This window comes from uncultured Aureimonas sp., assembly GCF_913775355.1.
Lineage (GTDB): Bacteria > Pseudomonadota > Alphaproteobacteria > Rhizobiales > Rhizobiaceae > Aureimonas.
Genome location: NZ_CAJYIU010000138.1, coordinates 1 through 3,831, shown reverse-complemented (window position 1 = coordinate 3,831; position 3,831 = coordinate 1). Strand labels below are relative to the sequence as shown.

The 3,831-nt window shown below is 69.5% G+C and carries 4 protein-coding genes; all 4 read right to left on the bottom strand.

The annotated features are described in order from the left end of the window. On the bottom strand, nt 1–433 hold a 433-nt coding region (locus tag QZ753_RS09325; RefSeq protein WP_294643064.1), incomplete at its 3' end, for an FAD-binding protein. Continuing rightward, complete coding sequence (gene murC, locus QZ753_RS09320; protein WP_090958464.1) at nt 430–1,842, bottom strand: UDP-N-acetylmuramate--L-alanine ligase; 1,413 nt, start codon at nt 1,840–1,842, stop codon at nt 430–432. The genes QZ753_RS09325 and murC, both read right to left, overlap by 4 nt. A gap of 31 nt (nt 1,843–1,873) precedes the next feature. Further along, nucleotides 1,874–2,974, bottom strand: a complete 1,101-nt coding sequence (gene murG, locus QZ753_RS09315; RefSeq protein ID WP_294643062.1) for an undecaprenyldiphospho-muramoylpentapeptide beta-N-acetylglucosaminyltransferase — start codon at nt 2,972–2,974, stop codon at nt 1,874–1,876. A gap of 9 nt (nt 2,975–2,983) precedes the next feature. Continuing rightward, a partial coding sequence (locus QZ753_RS09310) for an FtsW/RodA/SpoVE family cell cycle protein (protein ID WP_294643060.1) occupies nt 2,984–3,831 on the bottom strand: 848 nt, incomplete at its 5' end.

The window sequence follows — 3,831 nt, the reverse complement described above, 5'->3', positions numbered from 1 at the left end:
TGGCCCCGCCGTTCATGCGGATCGCACCGCCGACGGACCCCGGAATGCCGTGCAGGAAGTGGAACCCACCGAGCCCTGCTTCCCAAGCCACCGCCGCCACGCGCTTGTCGCTCGCCGCCGCGCCTGCTCGGATCCGCCCGTCCCCGATCACCTCGACCTCGCCGAACCCCTTGGCCGGCAGCCGCAGCACGACGCCGCCGATACCGCCGTCGCGGATCAGGAGGTTGGAGCCGATGCCGACGACCGTCAGCGGCACCTCGGCCGGCAGGGCGGCGAGGAAGGCGGCGAGATCCGCCTCGTCGGCCGGCTGGAACATCAGGTCCGCCGGCCCGCCGGTGCGGAACCAGGTGATCTTGGAGAGGTCCGCGCCCGCCTGCAGCTTGCCGCGAAGGCCGGTGGCGGGATCGGACAGCGCGGCGAGAAGCTCGCTCAAGCCCCCCGCCCCAGCGCCTCGAGTTCCTTCGGCAGCGCGTAGGCCCAGGCCGTGATGTTGCCGGCGCCCAGGCACACGACCATGTCGCCGGCCTCCGCCACGCGGTGGACGAGCGGTGCAAGTTCCGCCGGACCGTCGATGAGCCGCGCGTCGCGATGGCCGCCGAGGCGCAGGCGCTCGGCCAGCATCACGGAATCGACGCCGTCGATCGGTTCTTCGCCCGCCGAATAGACCGGCGCGAGGATCACCGTGTCGGCGTCGTTGAAGCAGGCCGCGAAGTCCGCGAACAGCGACTGGAGGCGCGTGTAGCGGTGCGGCTGCACCACGGCGACCACGCGGCCCGTCGCGGCCGAGCGCGCCGCCGAGAGCACGGCGCGGATCTCGACCGGGTGGTGGCCGTAGTCGTCGTAGACGTCGATGCCGAGCGCCGTTCCGGTGTGGGTGAAGCGGCGCTTGACGCCCCCGAAGCTGCCGAGCCCCTTGCGGATCGCCTCCTCGCCGATGCCGATGCGATGGGCGACGGCGACGGCGGCCGTCGCGTTCGACACGTTGTGCCGGCCGGGCATCGGCAGCACGAGGTCCTTCATCGCCGTGGTCGCGCCGGTGATGCGGTCACGGATCGTCACGTCGAAGGTCGAGCGCGGACCTTCGGCGCGCACGTTCTGGAAGCGCGCGTCGGCCTGCAGGTTCTCGCCGTAGGTGATGATGCGGCGGTCCTCGATCTCGGAGACCAGCGTCTGCACCTCGGGGTGGTCAAGGCACATGACGGCGAAGCCGTAGAAGGGCACGTTCTCGACGAAGGCGCGGAAGGCTGCGCGCACCTTATCGAAGGTGCCGTAGTGGTCGAGGTGCTCGGGATCGATGTTGGTGACGACCGCGACGTCGGCGGGCAGCTTCAGGAAGGTGCCGTCGCTCTCGTCGGCCTCGACCACCATCCACTCGCCCTCGCCCATGCGGGCGTTGGTGCCGTAGGCGTTGATGATGCCGCCGTTGACGACGGTCGGGTCCATGCCGCCGGCGTCGAGCAGCGTCGCCACCATCGAGGTCGTCGTGGTCTTGCCGTGCGTGCCGCCGATGGCGATCGCCTGCCGGAAGCGCATCAGCTCGGCCAACATCTCGGCCCGGCGCACGATCGGCAGCAGGCGCTCGCGCGCGGCCGACAACTCGGGGTTGGAACGCTTGATCGCCGTCGAGACGACCACGACCTCGGCTAGCCCGAGGTTCTCGGCGGCGTGGCCAACATGAACCGTGACGCCCTTCTCGCGCAGGCGCTGGACGTTGGCGTTCTCCGAGGCGTCGGAGCCCTGCACGGTGTAGCCGAGATTGACCAGCACCTCGGCGATGCCGCTCATGCCGATGCCGCCGATGCCGATGAAATGCACCGGGCCGATATTGGGCGGCATCTTCATGGCCGGCTCCTCTGGTCTTTTTGTCGATTTGTCAGCGTGTTGCGGTGCCCGGCATAGACTCGACCAGATCGGCAAGCAACCGCGCGGCTTCCGGAATGCCCTCGCCCTTGGCGGCGGCTGCCATGACCTCGGCCTTGTCGGCGTCGTTGGCGATCATCGTGGTGAGGCCGGCAAGGCGCTCGGGCGTGAGGTCGGCCTGCTTCGAGACGATGGTCCCGTGCGCCGACTGGAGACGCGCCGCGTTGGCCGCCTGGTCGTGGTCGAGCGCGTAAGGATACGGCACGAGGATCGAGGGTCGCCCGATCACCGACAGTTCGGAGACTGTCGACGCGCCGGCGCGGCTGACGACGAGATGCGCCTTGGCGATGCGGGCCGCCATGTCCTTGAAGAAGGGCGAGACGTCGGCGGGAACGCCGATCTCGCGGTAGGCCGCAACGACCTTGGCCTCATCCTCGGCGCGGGCCTGCTGCGTCACACGCAGCCGGGCGCGAAGACCGGCCGGCATCAGCTCCACGGCGGCCGGCACCGCATCGGAGAAATAGCTCGCGCCCTGGCTCCCGCCGAAGACGACGAGCTCGAATGGCTCGCCTTCGCGGCTCGGCCGATAGGGCGTCGTCGCCGCGTCGAGGACGGCGGGGCGCACCGGGTTGCCGGTGACCGTGATCTTGGCCGCGACCGCAGCATCCGTGTTAGACTGCGGGATGCCGGCGGCGATCTGGCGCACGCGCGTCGACAGGAACTTGTTGGCGCGGCCCATCACGGCGTTCTGCTCGTGGATCGCGGTCGGAAGCCCGAGCTGCACCGCCGCCATCATCGGCGGGATGGTCGGATAGCCACCGAAGCCGATGACGGCCGTCGGCTGCAGCCGCTTCATCAGCGCGATCGCGCCGCGATAGCCGGTCCAAAGCTTCAGGCCGGAGCGCAGGACCGCTACCGGGTTCTTGGAGCCGAAGGTGGCGGAGGGCACGACATGCGTCTCGTCGGCCGGGAAGCTGCTAGCATAGCGTCCGGCGCGCTCGTCGGTCACGAGGTGGACCGTGTGGCCGCGTGCGTGCAGCTCGTGCGCCAGCGCCTCGGCGGGAAACAGGTGGCCGCCGGTTCCGCCGGCGCACAGGAGAATGGGTCGGGTCATGTCGAGCTTCTAGCGCGCGGGATAAGGCGCCTGGAAGGCGAGCGTGCGCTCCACCAGCCGATCGGTCTGCGAGACGTTCTCGGCGCGCTTGCGCGTCAGCGCCAGCACGAAGCCGGCCGAGATCGCGACCGCCATCATCGAAGAGCCGCCGTAGGAGATGAACGGCAGCGTCATGCCCTTGGCGGGCATCAGGTGGAGGTTCACAGCCATGTTGATGATCGACTGGAGGCCGAACAGCATCACGAGGCCGGAGATGGCAAGCCGGTTGAACGTGTCGCGCTGGTTGAAGGCGATCGACAGGCCGCGGATGACGACGAAGCAGAACACGGCCGACAGCGCCATGCAGGAGACGATGCCGAACTCCTCGGCGATCACCGAGTAGGCGAAATCGGTGTGGCTGTCGGGCAGCATGCGCTTGATCGTGCCCTCGCCCGGCCCCTGCCCGAACCAGCCGCCCGACAGGATCGCCTCGCGCGCGGTATCGGTCTGGTAGGTGTCGCCCTCGCCGGTGAGGAAGCGGTCGATGCGCGAGGCGACGTGCGGGAACACCGTATAGGCGCCGAGGAAGCCGACGACGCCGACGCCGCCGAGCAGCGTGATCCACACCCATGACAGGCCGGCCATGAAGAACATGCAGCTCCAGGTGGCCGAGGTCAGGATCGTCTGGCCGAGGTCCGGCTGCGCGACGAGAAGCGCGGTGACGACGAGGAGCAGCATGATCGAGAAAAGGTTGCCCGGCACGTCCGGACGGCGCGAGCGCTCGGCGAAGAGCCAGGCGCAGGTGACGACGAAGGCCGGCTTCATGAACTCCGACGGCTGGACGCTGAGCGGGCCGAAGTCCATCCAGCGCCGCGCGC

What these genes read in the sequence shown, in the direction of transcription:
- murC (WP_090958464.1), bottom strand. Translation starts at nt 1,842, where the DNA reads ATGAAGATGCCGCCCAATATCGGCCCGGTGCATTTCATCGGCATCGGC.
- murG (WP_294643062.1), bottom strand. Translation starts at nt 2,974, where the DNA reads ATGACCCGACCCATTCTCCTGTGCGCCGGCGGAACCGGCGGCCACCTG.